Origin of the sequence: Nonomuraea sp. NPDC005730 (assembly GCF_040630865.1) — a bacterium.
Taxonomy (GTDB): Bacteria; Actinomycetota; Actinomycetes; order Streptosporangiales; family Streptosporangiaceae; genus Nonomuraea.
The window spans coordinates 179,154-205,829 of the sequence record NZ_JBEXYK010000003.1; the positions used below are offsets into that span (position 1 = coordinate 179,154).

Consider the following 26,676-nt stretch of genomic DNA (forward strand, 5'->3'; position numbering starts at 1 on the left):
GCGTCCCGGCCGGGGCCGGGTTGGAGCATGACACGAAAAGTCCTGGCCATCCCGTTGCGTACTTGGGAGTTCTCACGGATGGACCGGGAACCAGGCTCGTGTGTGTACTGCTGACATGTCCAACTCCCTGGCCGGGTTCAACCGGCGGCCGCGCAAGGAGGCGGAGGCGGAGCTGCTGGCCTGCTGCGCCTCCCGCGCGTTCGCGGCGGCGGTGGCCGCCCGCAGGCCCTACGCCGCCCGCGAACGGCTCGCCGAGGCCGCCGAGACGGCGGTGCGCGAGCTGAAGTGGCCTGACGTGCTGGAGGCGCTGGCGGCCCACCCGCGCATCGGGGAACGACCGTCCGGGGACGGCCGGGAGTCGCGCTGGTCGCGCCAGGAGCAGGCGGGCGCGCAGGGGTACGGCCCAGGCGATGAGGACCTGCGGGCCGCGCTGGCCGCGGGCAACCGCGCGTACGAGGAGCGGTTCGGGTACGTCTACCTGGTCTGCGCCACCGGCCTGAGCGGGGCCGAGCTGCTGGCCCGGCTGCGCGCCCGGCTGGACAACGACGAGGAGACCGAGCGCGGGGTCGTCCGCGACGAACTGGCGAAGATCACCCGGCTCCGGCTGGGGAAGCTCATGGAAGGGGAGGGGAGATGAGCTTCTCGACGCACGTCCTGGACGCGGTCTCGGGCCGCCCGGCCGCCGGGGTGGGCGTCCGGCTGGAGCGCGAGGGCCGCGTGCTGGCCCGGGGCAGCACCGACGACGACGGCCGGATCAAGGGCTGGGACACCGAGGAGGGCGTGCACCGCGTCGTCTTCGACACCGGCGCCTACCTGGCCGACACCTTCTACCCCGAGGTCGTCATCGCCTTCACCGTCACCGACCCCGGAGCCCACCACCACGTGCCGCTGCTGCTCAGCCCGTACGCCTACTCCACCTACCGAGGGAGCTAGATGACCGTCAAGCTCGGCCCCAACCGTTACGGCAAGGCGGAGACCAGGCTGGTCCGCGTGGTCAGGGACGGACCCGTCCACCACCTCAAGGACATCAACGTCAGCACCTCGCTGTCGGGCGACATGGAGGAGGTGCACAGGAACGGCGGCAACGCCGCCGTCCTGCCCACCGACACGCAGAAGAACACCGCCTACGCCTTCGCCAGGAAGCACGGCGTCGGCGAGATCGAGGACTTCGCCCTCTTACTGGCCCGCCACTACGTCTCCGCGCACCCGTCCATCCACCACGCGCGGGTGGAGATCGAGGAGTACGCCTGGAACCGCATCCCCGGCGAGTCGCGGCACTCCTTCGTGCGCGACGGCGGCGAGGTGCGCACGTGCGTCGTCCACCACGACAGGGACGGCCGCAGCACCGTCGTGTCCGGCCTGAGGGACCTGGTCGTGCTGAACTCGACCGGCTCGGAGTTCCACGGCTACCTCGTGGACGAGTACACCACCCTCCAGCCGACGACCGACCGCATCCTGGCCACCGCGGTCACCGCCCGCTGGCGGCACACCGGGACGGGCGAGCGCCCGCCGTACGCGCGGGTGCGCGCCTGCCTGCTGGACGCCTTCGCGCAGACGCACAGCCTGTCGTTGCAGCAGACCCTGTTCGCGATGGGCGAGCGGGTGCTGACGACCTGCCCGCAGGTCTGCGAGGTCCGGCTCACGCTGCCGAACAGGCACCACTTCCTGGTCGACCTGTCGCCGTTCGGCCTGGACAACGAGAACGAGGTCTTCTACGCCGCCGACCGTCCCTACGGGCTGATCGAGGGCAGTGTGCTGGGTGAGGACGCACCCGACGCGGGATTCGCCTGGGAGTGAGAACGATGGACTTCTTGCGGCCCACCACGTGGGCTGAGGCGCTGGCCGCCAAGGCGGACCGGCCCGGAGCGCTGCCCGTCCAGGGCGGCACCGACGTGATGGTCGAGATCAACTTCGACGTGCGCAGACCGGAGGCGCTGCTCGACCTCAACCAGGTGGCCGAGCTGCGCGAATGGGGCATGACCGACGGGGTCTGCCGGATCGGGGCAGGGGTGACGTACGCCACGGTCGTCGACGAGCTGGGCGGCGTGCTGCCGGGGCTCGCGCAGGCCGCGCGCACGGTCGGCTCGCCGCAGATCCGCAACCGCGGCACCGTCGCCGGGAACCTCGGCGCGGCCTCGCCCGCCGGCGACAGCCATCCGCCGCTGCTGGCGGCGGGCGCGGTCGTCGAGGTCGAGTCGCGCGAGCGCGGCACCCGGCTGATCCCCGCGGCCGAGTTCTACCTCGGGGTCAAGCGCAACGCCCTGGAGCCGGACGAGCTGATCAGGGCCGTGCGCGTCGAACCCGCCCAGGGGCCCCAGTACTTCTCCAAGGTCGGCACGCGCAACGCCATGGTGATCGCGGTGTGCTCGTTCGCGGTCGCGCTGCACCCGGGCGAGCGGCGGGTCGGCACCGGGATCGGCTCGGCCGCGCCCACGCCGCGCCGCGCCCTGGAGGCGGAGGACCTGCTGGCCGGGGAGCTGGACTGGCACGCCCCGCTCGACCCCGCGCTGCTGGCCCGCTTCGGCGAGCTGTGCGCGCGGGCCGCCGCGCCGATCGACGACGTGCGCGGCACCGCCGCCTACCGGGTGCACGCGATCGGCGTGATGGCCCGGCGCACGCTCACCTGGGCCTGGAACGACCACCTCGCGAGGAGGGCCGCCTGATGCGCCTCAACGTCACCGTCAACGGCCGCGCCCACAGCGTGGACGACGTCTGGGAGGGGGAGAGCCTGCTGTACGTCCTGCGCGAGCGGATCGGGCTCCCCGGTTCCAAGAACGCCTGCGAGCAGGGCGAGTGCGGCTCGTGCACGGTCTATCTCGACGGGCTGCCGGTCTGCTCGTGCCTGGTGGCCGCCGGGCAGGCCGAGGGGCGGCGGGTGCGCACCGTCGAGGGGCTGGCCGCGGGCGACCGGCTCGACCCGGTGCAGGAGGCGTTCGTCGAGTGCGGGGCCGTGCAGTGCGGGTTCTGCACCCCCGGGCTCGTCGTACAGGCCCATGACCTGCTCGAACGCGTGCCCCGGCCGTCCGACGCGGAGATCCGCGAGGCGCTGGCGGGCAACCTGTGCCGCTGCACCGGCTACGAGAAGATCCTCGACGCGGTCCGGCTGGCCGCCGCGCGGAAGGCGCCCTGATGACCCTGCTGATCGAGAACGTGCACATCGCGCCCGTCGTCGGCCCCGAGATCCCCTCGGGCCACCTCGTCGTCGAGGGCGACCGGATAGCCGCGCTCGGCCCCGGCCCCGCGCCCGCCACCCCCGGCGCCCGGCGCGTGGACGGCTCCGGCTGCCTGGCCACCCCCGGCCTGGTCAACACCCACCACCACCTCTACCAGTGGGCCTCCCAGGGGCTGGCCCAGGACGCCACCCTGTTCGAGTGGCTGGTGGCGCTCTACGACGTGTGGGCCGCCATGGACGCCGAGGTCGTCAGGGGCGCGGCCACGGCCGGGCTCGGCTGGCTGGCGCTGGCCGGCTGCACCACCTCCAGCGACCACCACTACGTCTTCCCCAAGGGCCGGGGCGACCTGCTCGCGGCCGAGGTCGAGGCGGCGCGGGAGATCGGCCTGCGCTTCCACCCGGCGCGCGGCTCGATGGACCGGGGCCGCTCGTCCGGCGGGCTGCCGCCGGACGAGGTGGTCGAGGAGCTCGACGACGTGCTGGCCGCGACGGCCGAGGCGGTGGACGCCCACCACGACCCGTCGCCGTCCTCGATGGTGCGGGTCGCGGTGGCGCCGTGCTCGCCGTTCTCGGCCAGCGCGGAGCTGATGACCGAGTCGGCGGCCCTGGCCAGGGCCAAGGGCGTCCGCCTGCACACCCACCTGGCCGAGACCCTCGACGAGGACGAGCACTGCGTCGAGCAGTTCGGCGTGCGTCCGGTCGACTACATCGACAAGCTCGGCTGGCTGGGGCCCGACGTGTGGCTCGCGCACGCCGTGCACCTCAGCGACGCCGACATCGCCAAGCTCGCCCGCACCGGCACGGGCGCGGCCCACTGCCCCTCCTCCAACGGCCGCCTGGGCGCCGGGATCGCCCGCGTGTCGGAGATGCTGCGCCAGGGCGTGAACGTCGGCCTCGGCGTGGACGGCAGCGCCTCCTCCGAGCTGACCTCACTGGCCGGGGAGATGCGGCAGGCCCTGCTGTTCCAGCGGGCCAGGTACGGCCCCCGCGCGCTGTCGGCCCGCCAGGCGCTGGAGCTGGCCACCATGGGCGGGGCGCGCAACCTGGGCCGCGAGGCCGAGCTCGGCTCGCTGGAGCCCGGCAAGCTGGCCGACGTCGTCCTGTGGCGGACCGGCGGGCCCTTCACCGCCGCCGTGGCCGACCCGGTGTGCGCGCTGGTGTTCGGGCCCCCGCCACCGGTGGCCCGCGTCCTGGTCGGCGGCCGGACCGTGGTCGAGGACGGCGAGCTGCGGACGACGTCCCACGACGCGGCCGGACGGGCGGGCGCCGAGGCCCACCGCAGGCTGATGCGGCTGGCGGCCGAGCGCGGGCACTCGGCGGGCAGGGAGATCCAGCACTAGGGTGGTGAATGTCCGGAACGTGGCATTCAGCACCGAAAGGCGGTCCCGTGTCGGCAGAACTCCCCGGTGAGCGGCTGGCGCAGCTCAAGAGCACCTTCGCCGAGATCGACACCGACGGCGACGGCTTCGTCAGCGAGGCCGAGCTGAAGCGGCACTTCCCCGACCTGCCCGCCGAGGCCCTCGGGGCGCTGAGCCAGGAGGCCGACTCCGACCAGGACGGGCGTTACTCGCTGGAGGAGTTCATCCGCGTGGTCTCCTGACGGCCTACTCCGCGAGCGACCGCTCCAGGGGCGTGCGGAAGCGGGGCGTGATCCGCACGCCGCCGAGCCAGGAGGCCAGACCGGCGATCTCGGCCTCCACGGCGGCCACGGCGTCGGAGCCCAGGTCGGTGAGCGCCCGCCACACGATCTCGCCGCCGGGCCGCTGCCCCCAGCCGCCGACGACCTGCCCGTCCCACCACACGGTCGGGCCGACGTTGCCGCTGCGGTCGAACAGCTCGGCCCGGTGCTCCTTCGGCAGGTACCAGTCGCGGCCCTGCCAGCCCATCGGCGTCGGGTCCAGGGCGGGCAGCAACGCCGCCCATGGCCCGGGCTCGGGCGTCTCGTCCAGGTCGCCGGGCAGGACGTATCCCGCGCCCTCGTCCAGCTCGACCTCGACCGCGCCGACGGCGGCCAGCGCGGCGCGCACCTCGCGCAGCGTCCAGCCGGTCCACCACTTGACGTCGGCCTCCGTGCCGGGGCCGAACGCGGCCAGCCAGCGGCGCACCAGCTCCGCCTGGGCCTGCGGGACCGTGGTCTCGTCCATGGGCGGGGCGACGGCCCACAGGTGCTGCGTGCTCGTCCACGAGCCGGACGGGCGGCCCTGGCGGACCAGCCGGCCCTCCATGCCCATCAGCGTGATCAGCCGCTGCCCGACGCTGTGCACGGCCTCGTACGGCTTGCCCACGGCCACCCGGAACTGCTCGCGCAGCCGCGGCTCCAGCACCCCCAGCCGGGCCGCCGTCGCCGTGCCCTCCTCCGCCAGGACGCGCAGCACCGACGACTCCACGTCGGCCAGCCACGGCTCGTCCCAGCCGCCGGCCGCGGTGAGCTCCTTGACCAGCGCCTTGCGCACCCTCGTGGCGACCGCGAGCGTGGAGGAGTGGTGCACGACGGGCACCAGCGTGGCCGGTACCACGAACACCGTGCGGCGCATCCCGTGCATGCGCACCAGCGTGCGGTCCTCGTACAGGGCCCGCTCGACCGGCCCGGTCCCGGGGGCGGTGAGCCGGGCGCCCGCCGACAGGAACACGGTCGCCGGGTCGGTGGCGTGCAGCGCCACCACGGACGCCGTCGCCTCTTCCGGGGTCGCCGCCTTGGCCGCCAGGCTGTGGCGCACGCCCAGCCGGCGCCGCCTCTCCCGCTCAGATATGCGCATGAAACGCCTCCTTACGGGATGTGAGCCTAATTGGAGGATCACACACCTCAGAACCCGCCAGAACCGCTCAGGTTCGTGCTCGCGGCCCATGGGCGGCGGGTGCGGGCGCCTGTTTCACTGAGGGCACCTACCCTCGGCCGCCGCCGGCCGGGGGGCTGATGTGATGATGAGTCACGCCTTCCTGCCCGCTCGCACCGGGCAGGAAGGCGTGTCCGGCCATTGTTCAGCATCTTGCGGGAGTTCGTAGTGGTAAAGCAGGTTCTGGTGGCACCCGACAAGTTCAAGGGCTCCCTCACGGCCGCCGAGGTCGCGGCGCGGGTGTCGGCGGGGCTCGGGGTGCCCACGGTCGAGCTGCCGGTCGCCGACGGCGGCGACGGCACCGTCGAGGCCGCCGTGGCCTGCGGGTTCGACCGCGTCACCGTGGAGGTCACCGGGCCCACCGGCGAACGTGTGAGCGCGGCGTACGCCTGGCGGACGGCCGGCGGCACGCCGACGGCCGTGGTCGAGCTGGCCGAGGCGTCCGGGCTGCGGCGGCTGTCCGCCGGGCCCGCCCCCTTGACCGCCACCTCCTACGGCACCGGAGAGCTGATCGCCGACGCCCTGCGCAGGGGCGCGCGGCGGGTCGTCCTCGGGCTCGGCGGCAGCGCTTCCACCGACGGGGGAGCGGGCATGGTCCGCGCGCTCGGCGCCCGCCTGCTGGACGGTGACGGCGCCGGGCTGCCCGAGGGCGGCGCCGCGCTGCGCGGGCTGGCCCGCATCGACCTGTCCGGGTTCGCCGACGTCTCCGGGGTGGAGTTCGTGGTGGCGGGCGACGTGGACAACCCGCTGCTCGGCCCGCACGGAGCCGCCGCCGTCTACGGGCCGCAGAAGGGCGCCACCCCCGAGGACGTCAAGGTGCTGGAGGCGGGCCTGTCCCGGCTGGCCGCCGTCGCCACGCAGACCCACGGCCTGCTCGGCGCCGTCGAGCACGACGACACCCCGCGCGCGATGGGCGTGGCCGGAGCCCCCGGGGCGGGCGCGGCGGGCGGCGTCGGGTTCGCGGCCCTGTCCTTCCTCCACGCCGAGCTGCGGCCCGGCATCGAATACCTGCTCGACCTGCTCGGCTTCGGCGCGCTCGTCCAGGGCGCGCGGCTGGTGATCACCGGCGAGGGGTCGCTCGACGAGCAGTCCCTGCGCGGCAAGGCGCCGATCGGCGTGGCCCAGGCCGCGGCCAGGGCGGGCGTGCCGGTGGTCGCGGTCTGCGGCCGGCGCACCCTCGGCGACACCGAGCTCAAGGACGCCGGCATCGAGGCCGCCTACGCCCTGACCGACCTGGAGCCCGACCCGGCCCGGTGCATGGCCGAGGCCGGGCCGCTCCTGGAACGCCTGGCCGCCCGCGTGGCCGCTGAGCATCTGGAGGGCAGATGACCGTCCACGACCTCGTCGTCCGGTCCCGCAGGGTGGTCACGCCCGAGGGGGAGCGGGCCGCGGCCGTGGCCGTACGGGGCGAACGCGTCCAGGCCCTGTACGGCTACGCCGAGCCCCTCGACGCCGCCGAGGACATCGACCTGCGCGACCTGCCCCTGCTCCCCGGCCTGGTGGACACGCACGTGCACGTCAACGAGCCGGGCCGGACCCACTGGGAGGGCTTCGCCTCGGCCACCAGGGCGGCCGCCGCGGGCGGGGTGACCACGATCGTGGACATGCCGCTCAACTCCCTGCCGCCGACCGTCAGCGTGGAGGCGCTGGAGGCCAAGCTGCGGGCCGCCCGCAGGCAGTGCCACGTGGACGTGGCGTTCTGGGGCGGCGCGGTCCCCGGCAACCTCAAGGAGCTGCGGCCGCTGCACGAGCGCGGCGTCCGGGGCTTCAAGTGCTTCATGTCCCCCTCGGGCGTCGAGGAGTTCCCGCCGCTCGCCACGGCCGAGCTGCGGGCGGTGCTGACCGAGGTCGCCGGGTTCGGCGGGCTCGTCGTGGTGCACGCCGAGGACCCTGAGCTGCTGGCCGAGCCGGGCGGGCCGACGTACCGGGAGTTCCTGGAGTCGCGGCCGGGCGCCGCCGAGCGCAGCGCGGTCGAACGGGTCGTCGCGCTGGCCGCCGAGACCGGCGCGCGCGTGCACATCCTGCACGTCTCCAGCGCCGAGTGCCTCGACGTGCTGGCACGGGCCCAGGCCGACGGCGTGGCGGTCACGGCCGAGACCTGCCCCCACTACCTGACACTGGAGGCCGAGCAGGTGCCCGAGGGGCGCACGTCGTACAAGTGCTGCCCGCCCATCCGCTCGCGGGCCAACCGCGAGCTGCTGTGGGACGGCCTGGCCGGCGGTGTGCTGAGCAGCGTCGTCTCCGACCACTCGCCCTCGCCCGCCGACCTGAAGGTGCCCGACTTCGCCGCCGCCTGGGGCGGTGTCGCCTCCCTCCAGCTCGGCCTGTCCGCGGTCTGGACGGAGGCCGCCCGGCGCGGGCACACGCTCGCCGACGTCGTCCGCTGGATGTCGGCCGCGCCCGCCGAGACGGCCCGGCTCGCCGGCAAGGGCGCGATCCGCCCCGGCGGCGACGCCGACCTGGTCGCCTTCGACCCCGACGCCGACAGCCCGGTGGACGCCGCCCGCCTGCACCACCGCAACCCCGTCACCCCCTACCACGGCCGCCTGCTCAAGGGCGCGGTCCTGACCACCTGGCTGCGCGGCCGTCCCGTGGACGGCGAGCCGCACGGCCGCCTCATCCTGGGGGAGCAGTAGATGCCCGGCTTCACCGCCCTGCCCGACCTGGCCCTGCGCACCCTCGGCGGCGCGGTCGTGGCGGCCAGCGACGAGTCCTTCGCCGAGAAGGAGAGCCTGATCAGGCCGGGCCGCCCCGGCTTCCGCGCCGAGACGTTCGGCAACAAGGGGCAGGTGTACGACGGCTGGGAGACCCGCCGCCGCCGCACGCCCGGTCACGACTGGGCCCTGGTGCGGCTCGGCCTGCCGGGCGCGATCCGCGGCGTGGTGATCGACACGGCCTGGTTCAAGGGCAACTACCCGCCGTACGCCTCGGTCGAGGCCGCCGCCGTGCCCGGCCACCCCTCACCCGCCGAGCTGGCCGCCGCCGACTGGACGGAGATCGTCCCGAGGACCGCGCTCAAGGGCGACGCCGAGCACCACGTCGAGGTCACCGGCGACGACACCCGCTACACCCACGTACGCCTGAACATGTACCCCGACGGCGGCATCGCCCGCCTGCGCGTGCACGGCGAGGTACGCCCCGACCTGTCCGTCTACGAAGGGCTGAGCCTCGACCTGGCCGCCCTCCAGAACGGCGGCCTGGTCACCGCCTGCTCCGACGAGTTCTACTCCGCGCCCAACAACGTCATCGCCCCCGGCCTGGCCCGCCACCAGGCCGAGGGCTGGGAGACCGCGCGCCGCCGCGAGCCGGGCAACGACTGGCTGCTCATCCGCCTGGCCGGGCCGGGCCTGGTGCGCTTGGCCGAGATCGACACCACGAACCTGATCTTCAACGCCCCCGGCCACGTCGCGCTCACCGGGCTGTCCGGCGGGCACGAGGTCACGCTGCTGCCGAAGACCCGGTTGCAGCCCGACGCGCCTCACCGCTTCCGGCTCGGCCACCCCGAACCGGTCACCCACGTACGGGTCGACATCCACCCCGACGGCGGGCTGGCCAGGGTGCGCCTGCACGGGCACCTGGCCTGACCCGGCGGACTACTGCCAGAGGAAGACGGTCGCGCCGGGCGGCCGCTCACTGTTCGGTAACGGCCGCTGGTACTGCACGACGCCGCCGTTGGCCAGCCGCTGGATCCGCACGCGGAAACCCAGCGACTCCAGCTCCGACTTGGCGTCCTTGACGTTCTTGCCGATGACCGCGGGCACCAGGCGGAACTCCTGGTCGTCGCGGGCCTCGTTGTCGCCCTTGAACCAGTCCCAGAAGTCGGTCTGGCAGCGCGCCACCGTGATCATCGCAGGCGTGCCCTTGTCGACCTCGGACTTGGCCTTCGGCGCCTGGGCGATGACCGTGCACGGCTCGGCGTCGTCGTCGACCTCGTTGACCTGCACCTGGAAGCCCTGGCCGCCGAGGTAGGCGGCGGCCTCGTCCTTCGGCATGCCGGTCACGTCGGGCATCACCATGCCGGCGCTCACGAAGATGCCGACCTTCGCGCCCTCCTTGACCTTCTCGCCGGCCTCGGGAGAGCTGCGGATCACCTTGTTCCGCTCGACCTCGCCGTTGGGCAGGCGCTTGACGCTGCCCACGGTGAGCCCGGCCTCGGCGATCTTGATGCGGGCCTCGTCGCTGGTCAGGCCCTTGACGCTGGGGACGATCACCCTCTTGGGGCCGAGCGAGGGCACCAGCGTGATGGTGCTGCCGCTCTCCAGCTCGGTCTTGCCCTCGGGGTCGGTACGCAGCACCAGCCCCTCGGCGGTGTCCTCGTCGTACTCGCCGGCGACCTTGTGGACCTTGAAGCCCTTGCTCGTGGCGGTGCGCTCGGCGACCACCATGTTCTGGCCGACCAGGTCGGGCACCAGCACGTATTTGGTCTGGGAGAAGTACCAGCCGGTCAGCGCCACCGCCACGACCATGACCGCGGCGAGCGTGACCAGGAACCAGTTGGGCCTGAACGAACGCTTGGACGGCGGCGGCGACCCCGGCGGCGTCCCCGGCGGCGTCACCTCGGCGCGCGGCTGGATCAGCGTGTGCGCCGGCGCGGCCAGCGGCATCGACGGGGCGCCCGCGCCGCTCGGCCGCGGCGGCATCGACTGGTTGAACACGGCCGTCATGGCCGGCGGGGTGCTCAGCCGGGGCAGCATCCGGTGGGCGTCGACCGCCTCGACGAGCATCGCCGTGGCGTCGGCCGGGCGGTCGTGGGGCTCGCGGGCCGTGGCGTGCCCGACCAGCGTGTCGATCAGCTGCGGCACCTCGGGCACCAGCGACGACGGCGGCGGCACCGTGTCGTGCACGTGCCGGTAGGCCACCGACATCGGCGTCTCGCCGTCGTAGGGCTGCTGCCCGGTCACCAGCTCGAACAGCATGATGCCCGCGGCGTAGACGTCGCTGCGCACGTCGGCGCCGCCGGTGGTGACCTGCTCGGGCGACATGTAGCCGATCGTGCCGATCATCACGCCGGTACGGGTCTGGTTGGTCGCCTCGATCGCCCTGGCCAGCCCGAAGTCGACGACCTTGACCCGGCCGTCGTCGGTCATCAGCACGTTCTCGGGCTTCACGTCGCGGTGGACCATCCCGGCCTGGTGGGCCGCGCCCAGGGCGGCCAGCACCGGGATCATGATCTCCAGCGCCTCGCGGGCGGGCAGCCTGCCGCGCTCGCGCAGGATGTCGCGCAGCGTGCGGCCCGGCACGTACTCCATCGACAGGTAGACGACGTCGGTGTCGGTGCCCTGGTCGAAGACGTGCACCACGTTGGGGTGGGACAGGCTGGCCACCGACTTGGCCTCGCCGATGAACCTGCGGACGAAGGCCGGGTCCTCGGCGAGCGAGGAGTGCATGACCTTCAACGCGACAGTGCGATCCAGCCGGACGTCGAGCGCCAGGTAGACGGTCGCCATACCGCCCCGGGCGATCCGGCTCTCGATGCGGTAACGCCCATCGAGGAGCCGCCCGACCAGGGGGTCCGCAGTCGTCTTATCCACCACCCCCCTGAGTTTACGGGCGTTTTGCCACCGGCAGGGCCCGCGCGCCCGAAACCGATGCGGAGACGTTCTCGCGAGAGCGGCCCCGACCGGCGGGAGGGCCGGCGCGAGCCGGTCCCTCCGGGGACCTCAGGGGGATCTTCAGGGGGTCGTCGGCGAGGACGCCTCGGCGTGGCGCCGGCGCGGGATCCGGCCCGCCTGCCGGGCCTGGCGTCCCGCCACCACGGCCGCCCTCATCGCCGAGGCCATGAGCTCGGGCCGCTGCGCCCGGGTGACCGCCGTGGCCAGCAGCACCGCGTCGCAGCCCAGCTCCATGGCCAGGGCGGCGTCGCTGGCCGTGCCGATGCCGGCGTCGAGGATCACCGGCACCTCGGCGGCCTCCACGATGAGCTCGATGTTGTGCGGGTTCCTGATCCCGAGCCCCGAGCCGATCGGCGCGCCCAGCGGCATCACCGCCGCGCAGCCGGCCTGCTCCAGCCGCCGCGCCAGCGCCGGGTCGTCGCCGATGTACGGCAGCACCACGAACCCGTCGGCCACCAGCCGCTCGGCCGCGTCGAACGTCTCGATCGGGTCGGGCAGCAGCGTGCGCTCGTCGGAGATGACCTCCAGCTTGACCCAGTTCGTCCCCAGGGCCTCGCGGGCCAGCCGGGCCGTCAGCACGGCCTCGCCCGCGGTGAAGCAGCCCGCGGTGTTCGGCAGCACCTTGATGTCGCGGCGGCGCAGCACGTCGAGGACCGAGCCGCGGGCGCCGGGGTCGAGCCGCCGCATGGCCACCGTGGTCAGCTCGGTGCCCGAGGCCACCAGGGCCTGGTCGAGCACCTCCAGGGAGGGCGCGCCGCCGGTGCCCATGATGAGCCGGGAGTCGAACTTCTCCCCGGCGATGATCAGCTCATCCACCCTGCACCGCCGTCAGCACCTCGACGCGGTCGCGGTCGCCGAGCGCCGTCGTCTCCCACGTGCTCCGCGTGACCACCTCGTCGTTCACGGCCACGGCCACCCCGGTGGTGGCCGTGGTCAGCGTCCGTACGGCCTGGGCCACGGTGGTGCCGTCGGCCACCTCGTGCGGGGCGCCGTTGATCGTCACAATCATGAAATATCCCGAAATCTCGCGGGCGAGCACAGCGCGGCCAGCTCGCCCTCCTCACCCGTCAGAATCCCCGCGCCCGTCGAAAGCCCCGCCGCCGGGGCCGCCGCCGGAGCCGCGGCCTGTGTCGCCGTCTGTGTCGCTGTCCGGGCCGTCGTCGAGGCCGTTGTCGAGGCCGCCGTCGGGAGCGCCGTCGGGGGCGACATCGTCGCGGCCGGGGGTGTCGCGGCCGGGGTCATCACCGCCGCCGTGACCAGGGCAGCCGTCAGGGGCGCCAGCAGTACCCCGCCCCGGTGGTGGCCGGTCGCCAGCACCAGCCCGGGGACCTCGCCCGCCCCGATGATCGGCAGGTTGTCGGGGGTGCCCGGACGCAGCCCGGCGACCACGTCGGCGACCTCCAGCTCGGTGACGCCCGGCACCAGCTCCCTGGCGTCGCGCAGCAGCTCGTAGAGCCCGCCCGCGGTCACCCGGGTGTCGAACCCGAGCTCCTCCTGGGTCGCCCCCAGCACCAGCTCACCGTCGCCCCTGGGGACGAGGTAGACGGGCGCGCCGTGCACCATCCCGCGTACGCACCGCCCGAGCAGCGGCTGCGGCGAGCGCAACCGCATGATCTGTCCCTTGACCGGCCGGACGGGCACGTCGGCCAGCTCCCCGCTCCACGCCCCGGCGGCCAGCACCACCCGCTCGGCCGCGATCTCCCGCACCGCCTCAGGCTGACCGGGTACGGGCTCCAGCCGCACACCCGTCACAGCACCCGTCGCAGGGCCTGCCGCACCGCCGGTCCAAGCGCCGGCGCCGGAGCTGGTCCCAGCGCCTGTCACGACGCCTGGAGCGGTGTCGCCGTCGCGCAGCAGTCCGGTCACCCGCGCCCGCACCACGGGCACGCCCAGCCGGTCGAGCGCGGCCAGCAGCGCCGCCGTGACCCGGCGCGGATCGACCCAGGCGTCACCGGGGGCCAGCAGCCCCCCGCGCACCGAAGGCGCCAGCATGGGCTCCAGACGGCGGCACTCGCGCCCGGTCAGCCGTTCGACCCGCAGCCCCAGCTTGTCCATGAACGCCGCCAGGTCGTCGAGCGCCGCGAGGTCGTCGGCCCCGAAGGCGACGTCGAGCGTGCCGTCGGCGCGCAGGTCGAGCGCACGACCAGCGGCCCCCTCCGGCCCGATCACCCCGAACGCGCCCCCGAAGGCATCCCGAGGCCTCGTCCCGACCCCGCCGCTCAGCCCCGCGCCGACACCTGGCCCGAGGTCCGCGCCGACACCTGGCCCGAGGGCCGGGCCGAGGCCCGCGTCGGCGGCCAGTTCGGCGGCGAAGGACGGCCACCGGCGCAGCGAGGCGGCCCCCAGCCGCAGCAGCGGCTCCTCGGTGTAGGCGACCTCGCTGACTGGCGCCAGCATCCCGGCCGCCGCGTAGGAGGCCCCGCGGCCCGGGGCCGGGTCGACCACCGTGACGGGCAGCCCCTCGCGGGCCAGCCGCCAGGCGATCGACAACCCGACGACCCCGCCGCCCACGATCACATTCATCCGCGCTCCCTTCGCCGGCATGATCCGGATCAGGTGTCTTGCGGTCGAAGGCCCGCTCAAGCCTTCCTCTCAGCCCGGTGACGGCCGGACTCCCGCGCGTCTTGCGCCTCCAGCCTACGGCCTCGGCGCGACGCACCGGCACCGCCCCCGTTATGGTCATGAACGTGAACCATGTCGTAGTGGTGGGAGCGGGCCTGGCCGGGCTGCGCAGCGCGGAGGCGCTGCGCGGGCGCGGCTTCACCGGACGGATCACGCTGATCGGCCAGGAGCGCCATCGGCCCTACGACCGTCCGCCGTTGTCCAAGGCCGTGCTGTCCGGCGCGGCCGACTCCAGCTTCCTGGAGGCCGACCTCGACGCGCTGGAGGTCGACTTCTGGCCCGGGGTCACCGCCAAGGCCCTGCGCGAGGGCGTCGTGGAGACGACCGAGGGCCAGCTCGGCTACGACGGCCTCGTGATCGCCACCGGCGCCGAGCCGATCACCGTGCCCGGCGACGGCCCCCAGTACGTCCTGCGCACCCTCGACGACGCCCACGAGCTGCGCGCCGGGCTCGTGGCCGGGGCCCACGTGGCGATCATCGGCGCCGGTTGGATCGGCGCCGAGGTCGCCACCGCCGCCCGCAAGGCCGGCTGCTCGGTGACCGTGATCGAGGCCGGCCCCACCCCGCTGGCCAACGCCGTGGGCCCGGAGATCGGCGCCCGCACCCGACACTGGTACGACGGCATCGACCTGCGCCTGAACACCATGGTCGACGAGGTGGACGAGGGCGGCGTGCGGCTGGTGGGCGGCGAGTTCGTCCAGGCGCACGTGGTCGTCACCGGCATCGGCGTGCGCCCGGCCATCGAATGGCTGGCCGGCTCCGACATCGACCTGCACAACGGCGTCGTCACCGACGAGCACCTGCGCACGTCCATGCCGAACGTGGTCGCCGCCGGCGACTGCGCGGCCTGGTGGTCGCGCCGCTACGGCGTCCGGCTGCGCGTCGAGCACTGGGACACCGCGCTCGGCTCGCCCGAGGTGGCCGCCGCGACCCTGCTGGGCGAGGAGGCCGTCTACGACCCGGCGCCCTACTTCTGGTCCGAGCAGTTCGGCCACATGGTCCAGTACATCGGCCACCACCCCTCCGGCGACCGCCTGCTCTACCGGGGCGAGCCCGAGGGCAAGTGGTCGGCCGTCTGGCTGACGTCCGGCGACACCCTGGCCGCCGTGCTGGCCGTCGACCGGCCTCGGGACTACGTGCAGGGCCGTAGGATCATCGAGGGCGGTCATCGCCTCGACACAGAACGCCTGGTAGATCCAGAGGTCCCCCTACGGGATTGTGTTGTTTGAGCAAGGACGGCATGTGGTAGTTGTGGTTTCGTGACGCTTTCTGTTGCACAGATCGACCGGGAGACCGACCAGCTCGTCGACGAGTGGCTCACTCTCCCCGAAGTGGCCTCACGCCTCGACCTCTCGATCGGGCGGGCCAAGCAACTCCTCAAGGACCACAAGCTGCTCGGCGTGCGCCGCGGCGGCGGCGGGCCACAGGTTCCCGCGGTGTTCCTCGACGGGAAGGACGTGATGAAGGGCCTGCCCGGCACACTGACCGTGTTGCAGGACGCCGGCTTCGACGATGTCGAGTCGCTGCGCTGGCTCTTCACCCCAGACGAGTCCCTGCCGGGGTCGCCCATCGAGGCGATCAAGGCCGGCCGTCACACGGAGGTCAAGCGGCGTGCCCAGGCCCTCGGTTTCTGAGGCCCGCCTCTATCTCTGCACCGACGGCCGCCGCGACCGCGGCGACCTGGCAGAGTTCCTCGACTCGGTGCTGGCCGGCGGCGTGGACATCATCCAGCTGCGGGAGAAGGGCCTGGAGGCACGCGAAGAACTCGCGCTCCTGGAAGTCTTCCGCGACGCCTGCGACCGGCACGGCAAGCTGCTGGCCGTCAACGACCGGGCGGACATCGCCTTCGCCGCCCGGCCCGACGTGCTCCACCTGGGGCAGGACGACCTTCCCGTGACGGTCGCGCGAGAGATACTCGGCGACGACATCGTCATCGGCCGGTCCACCCACTCCGTCGCCGAGGCGTCCGCCGCGGCCGTGGAGGAGGGCGTCGACTACTTCTGCTGCGGCCCGATCTGGCCCACGCCGACCAAGCCGGGCCGCCACGCGCCCGGCCCGGCGCTGCTGCGGCACGCGGCCTCACTGGGACCGGCCCCAAGGTCGGGCGCGGGGTCGGACGCGGGGTCGGGCGCGCGGTCGGGCGCGGCGCGGCCGTGGTTCGGGATCGGCGGCATCGACCTCGCCAACCTCGACGAGGTCATGTCGTACGGCGTGAGCCGCGTGGTGGTCGTACGCGCGATCACCGACGCGGAGGACCCGGGGGCGGCGGCGGCCGAGTTCGCCAAACGCCTGACCCCCTGACACGACCGGGCGCCCGTCCACGACGGGCGCCCGAGCCCCGCGCCGAGGCCGGATGGCCGAAGCCGGATGCGCGGGCCGCATGCCCAGACCCGGACGCGCGCTGAGGCCGGCCGCCGGTGCCGGAGGCCGAGGCCGGAGGTCCGGGGTCAGGTCTTGCGGGAGGTCGCGGCGATGGCCAGCTCGGTCAGCGCCGTGCGCGACCCGGCGGTGACCGGCGCCTCGTCGAGCGCGGCCAGCGCGTCGGCGAGATAGCCGGCGATCAGGTCCTCGCACTCCCGCAGCGCGCCGCTGTCCGTGATGATCTCGCGCAGGGCGCTCACCCCGTCCTCGTCGAGCGCGGGGTCGCCGAGCAGCCTGCGCACCGTCGCGGCCGCCTCCGGGGCCGCCGCGGCCAGGGTGCGGGCCACCAGCATCGTGCGCTTGCCCTCCCGCAGGTCGTCGCCGGCCGGCTTGCCGGTCTGGGCCGGGTCGCCGAACACGCCCAGGATGTCGTCCCTGAGCTGGAAGGCGATGCCGACGCGGCGGCCGTAGCCGGTGCACAGCTCGTCCATCCAGGGCTCCAGCGCGCCGGCCGCGAGCACCAGGCCGAGCCTGAGCGGTTGCTCCACCGAGTACTTGCCGCTCTTGAACAGCGCCACCCGCAGCGCCGACTCGAAGGTGTTCTCGCCGTGGGCCTGCTCCAGCAGGTCGAGGTACTGGCCGCACATCAGCTCGGTGCGCATGTGGTCGTGGACGGGCTGGGCGGCGGCCAGCGACGCCGGCGGCAGGCCACTGGTGCGCCACATCTCGCCCGACCACACCAGCAGCAGGTTGCCCAGCAGGATGGCGGCCCCCTCGCCGAACTGCTCGGGCGAGCCGTGCCAGCCCTCCTTCTCGTGCAGGGACTGGAAGCGGCGGTGGGCGGCCGGCATGCCCCTGCGCAGGTCGCTCTTGTCCATCACGTCGTCGTGCACGAGCGCGCTGGCCTGCAACAGCTCCAGCGACGCGGCGGCGGTGAAGATCTGGGGTACGTCGGTGCCGCCCGCGCCGCGCCAGCCCCAGTAGCAGAACGCGGGACGCAGGCGCTTGCCGCCGGCCAGCAGGTCGCCCGCGGCGGCGCGCAGCGGTTCGAGCTCGGCGTCGCCCGAGGCGGGCAGCTGCCGTTCGACGAACTCCCCGAGGGCGCGCTCCACCTGGGTGCGCAGGGCGTCCATGCTCGCGGCGTCAGTGGTCATGCCTTGAGACTAGTGGGCGCGGACTCGGGGTCGGGTCCCCGGTCTAGGGGCGGCCGATCCGGACACCGGCCTGTACGCTTGGCACATGGCGCTTGGTCGACCCTCCATCCTGCCCGATCGTGTCCCCACCGTCCGCGAGCTGCTCGCCACCGGTGGCCGGTCGTTCTCCTTCGAGTTCTTCCCGCCGAAGACCGACGAGGGGGAGCGGCAGCTCTGGAAGGCGATCAGGGAGCTGGAGTCCCTGCGCCCCACGTTCGTCTCGGTGACCTACGGCGCCGGCGGCTCGACCCGCGACCGCACGGTCGACATCGTCGAGCGCCTGGCCCACGACACCACGCTCACCCCTGTGGCGCACTTCACGGCGGTCAACCACTCGCTGCGTGAGCTGCGTCACCTGGTCGGCCGCTTCGCCGACGCGGGGGTGCGCAACATCCTGGCCGTGCGCGGCGACCCGCCCGGCGACCCGACCGCCGAGTGGGTGCGGCATCCCGAGGGCGTGCTCTACGCCGAGGAGCTGGTGCGGCTCATCCGGCAGGCGGGCGAGTTCTGCGTCGGGGTGGCGGCGTTCCCGTACAAGCATCCGCGCTCGCCGTCGATCGAGTCCGACACCGATTACTTCGTGCGCAAGTGCCGCGCGGGGGCCGACTACGCGATCACCCAGATGTTCTTCCAGGCCGACGACTACCTGCGGCTGCGCGACCGGGTGGCGGCCCAGGGCTGCGACACACCGATCATCCCGTGCATCATGCCGGTCACCCAGATGAGCACGATCGCGCGGTCGGAGCAGCTGTCGGGGGCGCCGTTCCCGGCCGGGGTGGCGGCCCGCTTCGAGGCGGTCGCCGACGACCCGGCCGCGGTGCGGGCGCTCGGCATCGAGCACGGCGCGGAGCTGTGCCAGCGGCTGCTCGACGAGGGCGCGCCCGGCATCCACTTCATCACGTTCAACCGGTCCAGCGCCTCGCGCGAGGTGTTCCAGCGCCTGACGCCGGTCGCCGCCACCGCCTGACCGACCCCGCCCGACCCCGCACGAGCGGATGCCCGCCACCCGCCCGCAGGGGGACCGGGCGGGTGACGGGCAGGGGGTGGTATCCAGTCGGTAACGAGTCCGTCACTTTCTGTCATGAAGATGCCCTCGGGCATGATCCGGCAAACCCTGCAAGTACGGGCTTTACCTGCGGTGATGTGCGACGACTCAGTCGAGGGGGAGCGGGCGGCCCACGATCGCGTACTCCTCGTAGCCGCCGGGGAAGACGAAGCGGGTCAGCAGGTCGGTGAAGCCCATGTCGGCGTAGAGGTGGCGGGCGGCCGTGGGGCGGTCGTGCGTCGACAACACGGCCGAACGCTCGGCGCGGCCGGCGCACAGAGTGCGGATCATGGCCCGGCCGATGCCCTTGCCCTGGTGGTCGGGGTGCACGTGGATCTCGGCCAGCTCGAACGCGTGGCCCATCCAGGCGCGCGCGGCCTCCTCGCCCGCCTCGTCGGCCAGCGCCCTGATCACCACGTCGTGCCACCACTGGCCGGTCGCGCCGCGGAAGCCGTACGCGAAACCGACGATCTGGGGGCGCGCCACGCCGGTCGGGTCCCGCAACTCCGCGAAATAGCACTGAAAATGGGGATATGTGCCGTGGTTCCGCATGATGGTCTTGCGGCCGGAGATCTGCTCGGGGGGCGGGTTCATCGCCGCCGTGTAGACGTCGATCACCGTGTCCAGGCGTTCGGTGAACTCGGCCGGGCCCGCCCCGCGAAACTCGATCACCCGTCGCACATTACTCGACGTCACTCGACGTCGACCGGAGTGCCTCCGGTGATCGCCAGCAACTCCTCGAACGTCGTCGGGAAGACCGTCAGCGGGTGGCCGCCGGCCGCCCACACCACCTCGTGCTTGCTCAGCCAGTTGTCCACCAGGGTGCGGACCGGGGCCGGATGGCCGACCGGGGCCACCCCGCCGATCGGCTGACCGGTCGCGGCCCTGACGAACTCCGGCGTGGCCCGGCGCACCTCGGCGACGCCGGCCGTACGGGCGACGAGCTCGACGTCCACCCGGTGGGCGCCGCTGGTCAGGACCAGCAGCGGCGCGCCGTCGGCGTCGAAGATCAGGCTGTTGGCGATCGCCCCCACCTCGCAGCCGAGCTGGGCGGCCGCGGTCGCCGCGGTCGGCGCCTTCTCGGGCAGGACGACGATCTCTCCGGTGGCGCCCGCCGCGCGCAGGGCGGCCTCCACGACGACGGCGTTCGCCGGCAACTTCTCGGACATGAGGACACTCTAAACAGGTTGACCGCCTTATTACCTGTTCATGGTGGGTGGTGTAGGGTCCATCGATCCGGATAGTTCGTGATAAAAGAGGTGGTACCGGTGGGGGCTCGACGGCTGCCCGGAGTGGCTGCTCTGCTGACGGCTGGGGCCGTCGTACTCACGGGCTGCGGCGCGCGGACGGACACATTCGCCGCGACGACCGGCATCGCCGGCGCGCCGAGCACGCCCGGCGCGGCGGGGGCCAAGGCAGGCCCGGCGGCAGCGCCCCTCACGGCGCCCGTCGCAACAACCGTCACGGCGCCGCGCAAGACGCTGAAGCTGGGCGCGAAGGGCGCGTCCGTCACCTGGCTGCAGCGGCGCCTGGCGGCTCTGGGCTACCTGCCCGGCAAGGCCGACGGCCGCTACGGCGGCACCACCCTCACCGCCGTCTGGGCCTTCCAGAAGGTCAACGGCATCACGCCGACCAGCACGATCGCCCGCAGGACGTGGGAGGCGCTGGAGCAGCCGAAGACCCCGAAGGTGCTGGTGAGCAACGGCAAGCCGACCCGCGCCGAGGTCAACCTCACCAAGCAGATCATGGTCCTGTACGTCGGCGGCCAGGTGCGGCTGATCACCCACATCTCCTCCGGCAGCGGCGTCCCGTACTGCGAGACGACCACCTGGCAGGGCAAGGAGCAGCGCTTCTGTGGCTCGGCCCGCACGCCGACCGGCGACTTCCGCACGACGTGGCGGGCGAGCGGCTGGCACAAGTCGTACCTGGGGCAGCTCTACAACCCGATCTTCTTCAACGGCGGCATCGCCTTCCACGGCGCGCTGTCGGTGCCGCTCTCCCCGGCCTCGCACGGCTGCGTGCGCATGCCGATGAACGTCGCCGAGGTGCTGCCCGGCCTGCTCGGCAAGGGTGTTCCGGTGCATGTGAGAGGCGCGTTCAGGCGCGCGTAACGTCCGCATAACCGGGTCCGGTGACGGCCGGGTTATCCGCCTCTTGCTGGACTTCCCCCGACTTCAGGGGGGATTCCATGACGACGACGTCGTTCGCCACTCGTGTTCCGGCTCCCGCACCGTACGTGCGGCGCGGGGGCCGGTCGCGTTCGCGGTGCTTGTTGGCGATCGGGTGGGTGGCGCAGGTCGCGCTGCGGCTGTGGTTGTTCCGGCAGCACGCCGGGCCCGTGGCCAACCCGGACGAGACCGGATACCTGATCGCCGCACGGTGGCTGGCCGGGGGGCCCGGGGCGGATCTGACCGGCTTCACCTTCTACCAGGGCGGTTACCCGCTGCTGCTGGCGCCGGTGTTCTGGTTCACGTCGGATCCGGTGGTGGCCTACCGGCTGGTCGTCGTGGTGGGGGCGATGGTGGCGGCGGGGGCGTTCCCGCTGGCGTACCTGCTGTTGCGGCGGCTGGGGACGGGGCCGCGGGCGGCGATGGCGGCGGCGTTCGCGGGCGGGTTGTCGCCGTCGCTGCTGCTGTTCTCGGGGCTGGCGCTGGCCGACGCGCTCCTGCCCACCCTCGTCCTGGCCTGGCTGGTCGCGCTGCACGACCTCGTGGCCAGGGGGTCGGTCAGGGCCGGGGCGCTGGCGGGCGGGCTGGCGGGGTTCGCCGTGGCGGTGCACCTGCGCGGCACCGTCCTGCTGGGGGTGACCGTGCTGGCGATGGCGGGGATGCTCATCACGCGCCGCGGGGGCGCGGCGGGGACGTTCTTCGCACGCCGCCGGGGCGCCGCGGCCGGGCTGGTGGCCGCTGTGGTGGTGGCGGGGGCCGCGACGGCGCTCAACCGGGTCCTGTCCGCGGCGCTGTACCCGGGCGGGGCGCGTGATCTGTCCGGCCTCCTGGCCGAGCGGGTGAGCGGGCTCGACGGGCAGGCGTGGGCGCTGGCGGGGGCGGCCGGGCAGCTCTGGTACCTCATCGCCGCGACCTGGGGGCTGGCCGGGGTCGGGCTCGCGGGCGCCGTCGCCGTCGTGGCCAGGCGGTCGGCGCCGGGGCCGCGGCGCGCGCTCGCGGCCGTCCTGCTGGCCACGACCCTGGGCATCGCCTACGCCTCCTCGGCCGCGCTCCCCGACGAGCACCGGGTCGGCAACTACGCCTACGGCCGCTACCTGGCCTGCGTGGCGCTCGCCTGGACCCTGGCCGGGCTGCTCGTGCTGGCCAGGGCCGGCCGCGGGGCCGTCGTGCGGCACGCGCTCGCGGCGGCCGGGCTGCTCGCGGTGACCGGCGGCGTGGTGGTCCGGTACGCGGGGGACCGGCTCCAGCGGTACGCGTTCATCGCCTTCGACTTCCCCGAGGTGATCTTCCTCAGCCGGGTGCGGGACTCCTTCGACCTGGTCGCCGCCTCGCTCGCGGCGCTCGCCCTGCTGGCCTGCCTGGCGGGCGCGGCGCTGCTGACCGCCCGCCGGGGGTGGCCGGCGGTCCTGGCCGTCCTGGCGGCCGTCAACCTGGTCTTCGCCGCCGGCCTGGCGCCGAAGTCCGCGCCCGCCGCCGGGCCCGACTGGCTGCCGGTCCTCACGGGCCCTGGACGCGTGGCCGTGGATCGGCGGGTGCCGTGGAACGTCCGGGCCCCGCTGGCCTACCGCGTCTCCTGGACCGAGCTTGAGCACTACGACCGTACGCCGCCGGCCGGCGTCTGCACCGCCGTCGTCCCGCCCGACTCGGGGCCGCCGCCCGCGGGGTGGGCCACGACCGGCGCGGGCGGCACCCGGCAGGGCTGGACCACCTGGGTCAGCGACCGCTGCCCCGGTGGGTCACCCCGGGGGCGGTGACGCCGTCCGGGCCAGGGTGTGCGCGCGGACCATGCCCACGGCCTGGGCCAGGGCCGCGGCCAGCAGGAGCAGCGCCGAGAACGACTGCCATGGCGGGAGCGCGTCGGCGAAGGCCGGATGATCGTAGAAACCGGCCAGCCGCGGCACGGGGTTGTAGACGGCGACCGCGAGCCCGAGCGCGTACGGCAGGATGAGCACGCCCGACGACACCAGCAGCGCGCCGCGACCCCGGGCCGCGCGGCGCAGCAGCAGGCCCACCACGGCGATGCCCACGGCGGCGACGCCCGCCACCAGCGCGACGCCCCTGACGATCCACCAGAGGTCCGAGCCCAGCGACGACAGGCCGTCGGAGGTGATCCGGCCGGCCGGGTCGTCGCCCCGCGCCCCGGACGCCGTGCGCAGGGCCGCGTAGTTGACGACCGCGTACGCCGCCGCCAGGACCGGCCCCGACAGCAGCAGGATGAGAGTGCCCGTCCGTTCTCGCACCGATCCCCCTCACGCGGCCGCCCTCGCACGGCCGGCCCGTCAGCTGTCCGCCACCCGCGCCGACAGCCTGTCAGACGCGCGGCGTCACCCGCCACCCGCGGGCGCGCCGGTGGGCGGGTCAGCGGGGGAGACCGTGGAAGGCGACGTCGGCGGCCCGGCGGGCGGCGTCGCGGGCCTGCTCCACCGGGAGGCCGTCGATGAGCGTGGTCATCACGGCCAGCTTCACCGCGCCGATCAGCGACCCCACGGCCGCCGCCGCCTCGATCCGGCCGAGCCGGCCGGGGTAGGCCGCCGCCAGCGCCTCCGCCAGCCGGAGCTGGCTGTCGAACAGCAGGTGCAGCGCCCGCGCCTGGAGGGGCGGCTCGCGCATGATGAGCTCCAGGCGCCGCGCCGACTGCTCCGACCAGGTGTCCTGGCCCTCGTCCGGCGTCGACAGCGTGCCCTCGATGAAGGCGCGCAGCAGGTCGGCGGGCGTCTGGCCGGGGGCGGGCGCGGACAGGAACGCCAGCGCGCGCTCGATCTGGTGCTCGGAGTCGTAGAAGAGCACGTCCTCCTTGCTGGCGAAATAGCTGAAGAAGGTGCGCGTGGAGACCTCGGCGGCGGCGGCGATCTCCGCCAGCGTGGTCTCCTCGTAGCCCTTCTCCCCGAACAGCCGGAGCGCGGCCTCGATCAGCGCCCGGCGCGTGCGCTGCTTCTTGCGCTCCCGCAGTCCTACCATGACGGAACTCTACACCGATATACGAATTTCATGCATTGAAATTTTGCATCGGTTGAGGTTTTCTGGGTGGTGAGCTCGGAAAGGAGCCAGCATGTCCGACCTGACCTTTCCCATCACCCGCCGGCGGCCGTTCGATCCGCCCGAGGAAGCCACGGCCCTGCGACAACAGGGCGCCATGCACCGCATGACCTTCGCCGACGGCCACCTCGGCTGGCTGGTAACCGGCTACTCGGCCGCCCGCGCGATCCTGGCCGACCCCCGCTTCAGCAACCGTCCGGAGCGGCTGCACCCCGTCGTGCCCGCCCGGGTGCAGCTCCAGCGGGAACTGCCGCCCGGGTTCTTCCTGCGCATGGACGCGCCCGAGCACACGCGCTACCGCAAGCTGCTCATGGGACAGTTCACCGTCCGGCGGATGAAGGCGCTCGAACCCAGGATCGAGGAGATCACCCACTCCTGCCTCGACGCCATGCAGGCCGCCGGGCCGCCCGCCGACCTGGTGCAGTCCTTCGCGCTGCCCATCCCGTCGCTGGTGATCTGCGAGCTGCTCGGGGTGCCGTACGAGGACCGCGCGGTGTTCCAGGAGGAGACCAAGATCCTGATCAACCTGGAGACCAAGGCCGACGACGCCCTGGCCGCGTTCACCAGGATCGGGGCGTACCTGTCGGAGCTGATCGGGCGCAAGCAGGCCGAGCCGGCCGACGACCTGCTCAGCGGGCTCGTCGCGGAGCTGAGCCACGAGGAGCTGACCGGGGTCGCGTTCCTGCTCCTGCTGGCCGGGCACGAGACGACCGCCAACATGCTGGGACTGGGGACGTACGCGCTGCTCACCAACCCCGACCAGCTCGCCGCCATGCGCGACGACCCCTCGGTGGTGGACAACGGCGTGGAGGAGCTGCTGCGCTACCTCACGATCATCCACCTCGGCCCGGTGCGCAGCGCCCTGGAGGACGTCGAGATCGAGGGCCACCTGGTCAGGGCGGGCGAGTCGGTCGCCTTCCACCTGCCCACCGTGAACCGCGACCCGTCCCGCTTCCAGGACGCCGACCGCCTCGACGTCCACCGGCCGGTCGGCGGGCACCTGACGTTCGGCCACGGCATCCACCAGTGCCTCGGGCAGCAGCTGGCCCGGGCCGAGATGCGCATCGCGTACCCGGCGCTGCTGCGGCGCCTACCTGGCCTACGCTTGGCCGTAACGCCTGAGGAGGTGCCGATGCGTTCGGACATGAGCGTCTATGGAGTGCACCGCCTCCCTGTCACTTGGTAGGTCACGATGAAGATCACAGCGGATACGACGGTGTGCATCGGGGCGGGCATGTGCGCCCTGACGGTGCCGGAGGTGTTCGACCAGAGTGAGGACGAGGGCACGGTGGTGCTGCTGAGCGAGGTGCCCGGGGAAGGGCAGGAGGAGGCCGTGCGGCGCGCGGTGTCCCTGTGCCCGTCGGGGGCCCTCTCCGTCTCCTGAGTCGCCGTCTCGTCCGATCTGGCCGTCCCGCCGCCGCCACCGCCCCCGGTGGCGGCGGCTTCGTGCGCTCCCGGCGCCCTTCCGGTTGGCGATCTCATGCCCGAACGGAGGGGCGTCGCGGGACGGATCGATCGTTTCGCTCCATGGTCATCGAACCTGTGTTCGTGGAACAGGTTGACACCGAGCGTGATCGAAATTATGTTCGACCTAGTGGCGGTGAGGCTCGCGGCTCAACGTCACCCAAGGGCCTGGCCGCGGGCCGTTCGCTTCCCCAAGCGATTCCCACGGCCAGGCTCCACGGGCGAAGGGCGCGTCCTCGTCGTCGGCGGAGACGAGTGGGCGTGTCCTGGCCGGACGGGGAGAGGGGAAGCTCCTCGTCCGGCCGGCCCGGCGGAAATGTCGGTGGCGTCTGAGAGTGTTGGCCTCACCGGCGGAGACGCCGGCCGCCGCCCACGACTCCAAGGAGGCGCGCAAGATGGCACCACGGCCTAGAGAAACGCCCGGGCCCCGGCTGTCGCCTGCGGTTCGGGCACATTTAACCGATTCACGTTCCTGCCTGGCGGAGGCGACCGCCGCTCGCACCCCGGCATCCCGATATGTGGCCGCCCATCTGGCGGCTCTTCGTGCGGCTGCGGCGATCCTGGCCGCCCGTCCCCGTCCCATGGAGGGCCGCAGGCGCCGTCTGCGCAGCGCGTGGGAGTTGCTGCCCGAGGCCGAGCCGCACCTCGCCGAATGGGCCGCCTACTTCTCCGTGAGCGCCGCCAAGCGCGCGGCCGCGGAGGCGGGCGTGGTCCGCGGCATCAGCGCGGCCGACGCCGCCGAGATCCTGGCCGAAGCCGAGACGTTCGTCTCGACGGTGGAAGACCTGCTCGGCGTGCCCGCCCAGCCCCAGCTTCCGGTGGACGTGCCGCTGGCGGGCTGACCCCGCCGCCCGGCTCTCCAGGCGACGCCGCCGCGCGGAAGAGCGCGGGTGGCGGGGTCTAGCAACGCCGATGACGTAGCGAGGCGGCTGTCGCTGACACGCGTGCCCAAAACGGGCAGGGGGCGGTCCGCATCGCCTGTGGGAGCGGAACGCGGCTCCCGCACTGCCCGGTAGCCACGCGCCCAGGCAGTGCTCCAGGCAGTCTCGGGGCGAGCAGTCTGCTCAGGCCCGGCGGTGTTCGGTTTCCCGACGGGCTACCTCGGTGGCGTTCCGTTCGTTTCGAGCTGTCTTCGCCGGCTTTCCGTCGGACCGGTCGGGCCTCCGCTT

At 73.6% G+C, this 26,676-nt stretch carries 29 protein-coding genes and 1 riboswitch; of the genes, 19 read left to right on the forward strand and 10 right to left on the reverse strand.

The window, feature by feature from the left end:
• The first annotated feature begins 115 nt into the window (after window positions 1-115).
• The 7 genes from uraD to ABZ444_RS05880 are packed head-to-tail and all read left to right on the forward strand — an operon-like array spanning window position 116 to window position 4,772.
• Window positions 116-637, forward strand: coding sequence for a 2-oxo-4-hydroxy-4-carboxy-5-ureidoimidazoline decarboxylase (gene uraD, locus ABZ444_RS05850; RefSeq protein ID WP_357993238.1), 522 nt, complete (start codon window positions 116-118; stop codon window positions 635-637).
• Window positions 634-933: a hydroxyisourate hydrolase gene (gene uraH, locus ABZ444_RS05855; protein WP_357993240.1), complete on the forward strand. Its 300-nt coding sequence runs from the start codon at window positions 634-636 to the stop codon at window positions 931-933. Before uraD ends, uraH begins: the two co-directional genes overlap by 4 nt.
• On the forward strand, window positions 934-1,797 hold the full coding sequence (gene pucL / locus ABZ444_RS05860; protein WP_357993243.1) for a factor-independent urate hydroxylase: 864 nt from the start codon (window positions 934-936) through the stop codon (window positions 1,795-1,797).
• 5 nt (window positions 1,798-1,802) lie between these two features.
• On the forward strand, window positions 1,803-2,663 hold the full coding sequence (locus ABZ444_RS05865; RefSeq protein WP_357967859.1) for a xanthine dehydrogenase family protein subunit M: 861 nt from the start codon (window positions 1,803-1,805) through the stop codon (window positions 2,661-2,663).
• Entirely contained in the window at window positions 2,663-3,130 is a 468-nt protein-coding gene (locus ABZ444_RS05870; RefSeq protein WP_357993246.1) for a (2Fe-2S)-binding protein, read from the forward strand. Before ABZ444_RS05865 ends, ABZ444_RS05870 begins: the two co-directional genes overlap by 1 nt.
• Window positions 3,130-4,512 (forward strand): 8-oxoguanine deaminase, encoded by a 1,383-nt coding sequence (locus tag ABZ444_RS05875; RefSeq protein WP_357993249.1) that lies wholly within the window; start codon window positions 3,130-3,132, stop codon window positions 4,510-4,512. Before ABZ444_RS05870 ends, ABZ444_RS05875 begins: the two co-directional genes overlap by 1 nt.
• Before the next feature lie 47 nt (window positions 4,513-4,559).
• A complete protein-coding gene (locus tag ABZ444_RS05880) occupies window positions 4,560-4,772 on the forward strand; it encodes an EF-hand domain-containing protein (protein ID WP_357967865.1) in 213 nt (70 codons plus the stop codon).
• 4 nt (window positions 4,773-4,776) lie between these two features.
• Here ABZ444_RS05880 and ABZ444_RS05885 read toward each other — a convergent pair whose 3' ends face one another.
• On the reverse strand, window positions 4,777-5,928 hold the full coding sequence (locus ABZ444_RS05885) for a winged helix DNA-binding domain-containing protein (protein ID WP_357993252.1): 1,152 nt from the start codon (window positions 5,926-5,928) through the stop codon (window positions 4,777-4,779).
• Window positions 5,929-6,192: 264 nt separating this feature from the next.
• Between ABZ444_RS05885 and ABZ444_RS05890 the strand changes: the two genes are divergently transcribed.
• From ABZ444_RS05890 to alc, 3 genes are read left to right on the forward strand one after another with little or no spacing between them, the layout of a single operon-like run.
• On the forward strand, window positions 6,193-7,335 hold the full coding sequence (locus ABZ444_RS05890) for a glycerate kinase (protein ID WP_357993255.1): 1,143 nt from the start codon (window positions 6,193-6,195) through the stop codon (window positions 7,333-7,335).
• Window positions 7,332-8,642, forward strand: coding sequence for an allantoinase AllB (allB, locus tag ABZ444_RS05895; RefSeq protein WP_357993258.1), 1,311 nt, complete (start codon window positions 7,332-7,334; stop codon window positions 8,640-8,642). Before ABZ444_RS05890 ends, allB begins: the two co-directional genes overlap by 4 nt.
• Window positions 8,643-9,590, forward strand: coding sequence for an allantoicase (alc, locus tag ABZ444_RS05900; protein ID WP_357993261.1), 948 nt, complete (start codon window positions 8,643-8,645; stop codon window positions 9,588-9,590). It begins immediately after the preceding gene.
• 9 nt (window positions 9,591-9,599) lie between these two features.
• Here alc and pknB read toward each other — a convergent pair whose 3' ends face one another.
• The 4 genes from pknB to ABZ444_RS05920 all read right to left on the reverse strand — a co-directional run bounded on the left by pknB (window position 9,600) and on the right by ABZ444_RS05920 (window position 14,141).
• Complete coding sequence (gene pknB / locus ABZ444_RS05905; RefSeq protein WP_357993264.1) at window positions 9,600-11,537, reverse strand: Stk1 family PASTA domain-containing Ser/Thr kinase; 1,938 nt, start codon at window positions 11,535-11,537, stop codon at window positions 9,600-9,602.
• Window positions 11,538-11,678: 141 nt separating this feature from the next.
• On the reverse strand, window positions 11,679-12,434 hold the full coding sequence (locus tag ABZ444_RS05910; protein WP_357993267.1) for a thiazole synthase: 756 nt from the start codon (window positions 12,432-12,434) through the stop codon (window positions 11,679-11,681).
• Window positions 12,427-12,627 carry a sulfur carrier protein ThiS gene (gene thiS, locus ABZ444_RS05915; RefSeq protein WP_357967885.1) on the reverse strand — a complete coding sequence of 67 codons (201 nt, stop codon included), beginning with the start codon at window positions 12,625-12,627 and terminating at the stop codon, window positions 12,427-12,429. The genes ABZ444_RS05910 and thiS overlap by 8 nt, the downstream gene beginning before the upstream one ends.
• Window positions 12,624-14,141, reverse strand: coding sequence for an FAD-dependent oxidoreductase (locus ABZ444_RS05920; RefSeq protein ID WP_357993270.1), 1,518 nt, complete (start codon window positions 14,139-14,141; stop codon window positions 12,624-12,626). Before ABZ444_RS05920 ends, thiS begins: the two co-directional genes overlap by 4 nt.
• Window positions 14,131-14,247: riboswitch (TPP riboswitch) on the reverse strand. It overlaps the preceding gene by 11 nt.
• A 52-nt stretch (window positions 14,248-14,299) precedes the next feature.
• Between ABZ444_RS05920 and ABZ444_RS05925 the strand changes: the two genes are divergently transcribed.
• Genes ABZ444_RS05925 through thiE form a run of 3 tightly spaced genes read left to right on the forward strand, consistent with a single transcriptional unit; the run spans window position 14,300 to window position 16,541 of the window.
• Window positions 14,300-15,469 (forward strand): FAD-dependent oxidoreductase, encoded by a 1,170-nt coding sequence (locus ABZ444_RS05925; protein ID WP_357993273.1) that lies wholly within the window; start codon window positions 14,300-14,302, stop codon window positions 15,467-15,469.
• Window positions 15,470-15,499: 30 nt separating this feature from the next.
• On the forward strand, window positions 15,500-15,874 hold the full coding sequence (locus ABZ444_RS05930; protein ID WP_357993275.1) for an Rv2175c family DNA-binding protein: 375 nt from the start codon (window positions 15,500-15,502) through the stop codon (window positions 15,872-15,874).
• Complete coding sequence (gene thiE / locus ABZ444_RS05935; protein ID WP_357993279.1) at window positions 15,852-16,541, forward strand: thiamine phosphate synthase; 690 nt, start codon at window positions 15,852-15,854, stop codon at window positions 16,539-16,541. Before ABZ444_RS05930 ends, thiE begins: the two co-directional genes overlap by 23 nt.
• Window positions 16,542-16,687: 146 nt before the next feature.
• On the opposite strand, the gene ABZ444_RS05940 is transcribed toward thiE, so the two are convergent.
• On the reverse strand, window positions 16,688-17,755 hold the full coding sequence (locus ABZ444_RS05940) for a polyprenyl synthetase family protein (protein WP_357993282.1): 1,068 nt from the start codon (window positions 17,753-17,755) through the stop codon (window positions 16,688-16,690).
• Between the two features lie 85 nt (window positions 17,756-17,840).
• Here ABZ444_RS05940 and metF point away from each other — a divergent pair, with 85 nt between their 5' ends.
• A complete protein-coding gene (metF, locus tag ABZ444_RS05945; RefSeq protein WP_357993285.1) occupies window positions 17,841-18,761 on the forward strand; it encodes a methylenetetrahydrofolate reductase [NAD(P)H] in 921 nt (306 codons plus the stop codon).
• A gap of 186 nt (window positions 18,762-18,947) precedes the next feature.
• On the opposite strand, the gene ABZ444_RS05950 is transcribed toward metF, so the two are convergent.
• Both ABZ444_RS05950 and ABZ444_RS05955 read right to left on the reverse strand, forming a co-directional pair.
• Window positions 18,948-19,511, reverse strand: a complete 564-nt coding sequence (locus ABZ444_RS05950) for a GNAT family N-acetyltransferase (RefSeq protein WP_357993288.1) — start codon at window positions 19,509-19,511, stop codon at window positions 18,948-18,950.
• A gap of 20 nt (window positions 19,512-19,531) precedes the next feature.
• A complete protein-coding gene (locus tag ABZ444_RS05955) occupies window positions 19,532-20,008 on the reverse strand; it encodes a YbaK/EbsC family protein (RefSeq protein ID WP_357967906.1) in 477 nt (158 codons plus the stop codon).
• A 99-nt stretch (window positions 20,009-20,107) separates the two neighbouring features.
• Between ABZ444_RS05955 and ABZ444_RS05960 the strand changes: the two genes are divergently transcribed.
• Together ABZ444_RS05960 and ABZ444_RS05965 are read left to right on the forward strand one after the other, a co-directional pair.
• Window positions 20,108-20,950 (forward strand): L,D-transpeptidase family protein, encoded by an 843-nt coding sequence (locus ABZ444_RS05960; protein WP_357993291.1) that lies wholly within the window; start codon window positions 20,108-20,110, stop codon window positions 20,948-20,950.
• Between the two features lie 161 nt (window positions 20,951-21,111).
• Window positions 21,112-22,761, forward strand: a complete 1,650-nt coding sequence (locus ABZ444_RS05965; protein WP_357993294.1) for a hypothetical protein — start codon at window positions 21,112-21,114, stop codon at window positions 22,759-22,761.
• Here ABZ444_RS05965 and ABZ444_RS05970 read toward each other — a convergent pair.
• Together ABZ444_RS05970 and ABZ444_RS05975 are read right to left on the reverse strand one after the other, a co-directional pair.
• Window positions 22,744-23,247: a hypothetical protein gene (locus tag ABZ444_RS05970; protein ID WP_357993297.1), complete on the reverse strand. Its 504-nt coding sequence runs from the start codon at window positions 23,245-23,247 to the stop codon at window positions 22,744-22,746. The genes ABZ444_RS05965 and ABZ444_RS05970 overlap by 18 nt on opposite strands.
• Window positions 23,248-23,365: 118 nt before the next feature.
• Window positions 23,366-23,965: a helix-turn-helix domain-containing protein gene (locus tag ABZ444_RS05975; protein WP_357993300.1), complete on the reverse strand. Its 600-nt coding sequence runs from the start codon at window positions 23,963-23,965 to the stop codon at window positions 23,366-23,368.
• 91 nt (window positions 23,966-24,056) lie between these two features.
• Between ABZ444_RS05975 and ABZ444_RS05980 the strand changes: the two genes are divergently transcribed.
• The 3 genes from ABZ444_RS05980 to ABZ444_RS05990 all read left to right on the forward strand — a co-directional run bounded on the left by ABZ444_RS05980 (window position 24,057) and on the right by ABZ444_RS05990 (window position 26,349).
• On the forward strand, window positions 24,057-25,229 hold the full coding sequence (locus ABZ444_RS05980; protein WP_357993303.1) for a cytochrome P450: 1,173 nt from the start codon (window positions 24,057-24,059) through the stop codon (window positions 25,227-25,229).
• 6 nt (window positions 25,230-25,235) lie between these two features.
• Complete coding sequence (locus ABZ444_RS05985) at window positions 25,236-25,427, forward strand: (4Fe-4S)-binding protein (RefSeq protein WP_357993306.1); 192 nt, start codon at window positions 25,236-25,238, stop codon at window positions 25,425-25,427.
• Window positions 25,428-25,902: 475 nt separating this feature from the next.
• Entirely contained in the window at window positions 25,903-26,349 is a 447-nt protein-coding gene (locus ABZ444_RS05990) for an SAV_6107 family HEPN domain-containing protein (protein WP_357968486.1), read from the forward strand.
• The last annotated feature ends 327 nt before the right edge of the window (window positions 26,350-26,676 follow it).

What these genes read in the sequence shown, in the direction of transcription:
- uraD (WP_357993238.1), top strand. Translation starts at nt 116, where the DNA reads ATGTCCAACTCCCTGGCCGGGTTCAACCGGCGGCCGCGCAAGGAGGCG.
- uraH (WP_357993240.1), top strand. Translation starts at nt 634, where the DNA reads ATGAGCTTCTCGACGCACGTCCTGGACGCGGTCTCGGGCCGCCCGGCC.
- pucL (WP_357993243.1), top strand. Translation starts at nt 934, where the DNA reads ATGACCGTCAAGCTCGGCCCCAACCGTTACGGCAAGGCGGAGACCAGG.
- ABZ444_RS05865 (WP_357967859.1), top strand. Translation starts at nt 1,803, where the DNA reads ATGGACTTCTTGCGGCCCACCACGTGGGCTGAGGCGCTGGCCGCCAAG.
- ABZ444_RS05870 (WP_357993246.1), top strand. Translation starts at nt 2,663, where the DNA reads ATGCGCCTCAACGTCACCGTCAACGGCCGCGCCCACAGCGTGGACGAC.
- ABZ444_RS05875 (WP_357993249.1), top strand. Translation starts at nt 3,130, where the DNA reads ATGACCCTGCTGATCGAGAACGTGCACATCGCGCCCGTCGTCGGCCCC.
- ABZ444_RS05885 (WP_357993252.1), bottom strand. Translation starts at nt 5,928, where the DNA reads ATGCGCATATCTGAGCGGGAGAGGCGGCGCCGGCTGGGCGTGCGCCAC.
- allB (WP_357993258.1), top strand. Translation starts at nt 7,332, where the DNA reads ATGACCGTCCACGACCTCGTCGTCCGGTCCCGCAGGGTGGTCACGCCC.
- alc (WP_357993261.1), top strand. Translation starts at nt 8,643, where the DNA reads ATGCCCGGCTTCACCGCCCTGCCCGACCTGGCCCTGCGCACCCTCGGC.
- thiS (WP_357967885.1), bottom strand. Translation starts at nt 12,627, where the DNA reads ATGATTGTGACGATCAACGGCGCCCCGCACGAGGTGGCCGACGGCACC.
- ABZ444_RS05920 (WP_357993270.1), bottom strand. Translation starts at nt 14,141, where the DNA reads ATGAATGTGATCGTGGGCGGCGGGGTCGTCGGGTTGTCGATCGCCTGG.
- ABZ444_RS05925 (WP_357993273.1), top strand. Translation starts at nt 14,300, where the DNA reads ATGAACGTGAACCATGTCGTAGTGGTGGGAGCGGGCCTGGCCGGGCTG.
- ABZ444_RS05940 (WP_357993282.1), bottom strand. Translation starts at nt 17,755, where the DNA reads ATGACCACTGACGCCGCGAGCATGGACGCCCTGCGCACCCAGGTGGAG.
- metF (WP_357993285.1), top strand. Translation starts at nt 17,841, where the DNA reads ATGGCGCTTGGTCGACCCTCCATCCTGCCCGATCGTGTCCCCACCGTC.
- ABZ444_RS05955 (WP_357967906.1), bottom strand. Translation starts at nt 20,008, where the DNA reads ATGTCCGAGAAGTTGCCGGCGAACGCCGTCGTCGTGGAGGCCGCCCTG.
- ABZ444_RS05975 (WP_357993300.1), bottom strand. Translation starts at nt 23,965, where the DNA reads ATGGTAGGACTGCGGGAGCGCAAGAAGCAGCGCACGCGCCGGGCGCTG.
- ABZ444_RS05980 (WP_357993303.1), top strand. Translation starts at nt 24,057, where the DNA reads ATGTCCGACCTGACCTTTCCCATCACCCGCCGGCGGCCGTTCGATCCG.
- ABZ444_RS05985 (WP_357993306.1), top strand. Translation starts at nt 25,236, where the DNA reads ATGAAGATCACAGCGGATACGACGGTGTGCATCGGGGCGGGCATGTGC.
- ABZ444_RS05990 (WP_357968486.1), top strand. Translation starts at nt 25,903, where the DNA reads ATGGCACCACGGCCTAGAGAAACGCCCGGGCCCCGGCTGTCGCCTGCG.